Annotated in this window: 2 pseudogenes; both read right to left on the bottom strand. The window is 62.6% G+C overall.

Going from position 1 to position 524, the window contains the following annotated elements:
* Positions 1 to 63: pseudogene (locus A5757_RS24000) on the bottom strand (porin); the annotation flags it as partial.
* Between the two features lie 382 nt (positions 64 to 445).
* Positions 446 to 524: pseudogene (locus tag A5757_RS23055) on the bottom strand (MspA family porin); the annotation flags it as partial.

The following is a 524-nucleotide window of genomic DNA, read 5'->3' as shown; positions in this document are numbered from 1 at the left end:
GCTCGTGAACAGAGCCGCGACGGCCGCCACCATCGCGATCAACACCCGACTGATTGCCTTCATGATCTCCCTAGCTGTGTCGCCCGGGTCCGATCGGCCCCCGGAAGGTTATTGGTCGGGCGCCCGGTAGCCGCTACCACACACCCCGCAAGATCAATATGTGGTGGAGATGAGAACCCCCACACGTTGGCCTTACGTGTACCTCATCGTTCTAATCGCGAGAAACATAACAGGGTGCCTACGAACCGACAACAGGAAGAGATTCCTTCCGGTGAGAGGTTGCCGACGGCCGGCAAAAGCCGAGGTCAGAGGCTCGCACGGCGGGCGGCGTCGCGTCGCCGGCCAGCGGGTCCGGGGGCTGCGCGATTCACACCGCAAACATGAGAAACCCCGCGGGTGTGCACCCACGGGGTTTCTGCACGGTCAGACAGAGATCAGTTCATGTTCAGTTCATGTTCCAGGGGGCGCCGTAGGTGGTGACGCTGTCACCGGTCGAGGCGATCAGTCGGGCGTAGGGACGCAGC

Source organism: Mycobacterium sp. 852013-51886_SCH5428379 (assembly GCF_001665575.1).
Classification (GTDB): domain Bacteria; phylum Actinomycetota; class Actinomycetes; order Mycobacteriales; family Mycobacteriaceae; genus Mycobacterium.
The sequence above is the reverse complement of the archived record's forward strand: the minus strand, read 5'-3'. Positions and strand labels throughout refer to the sequence as shown.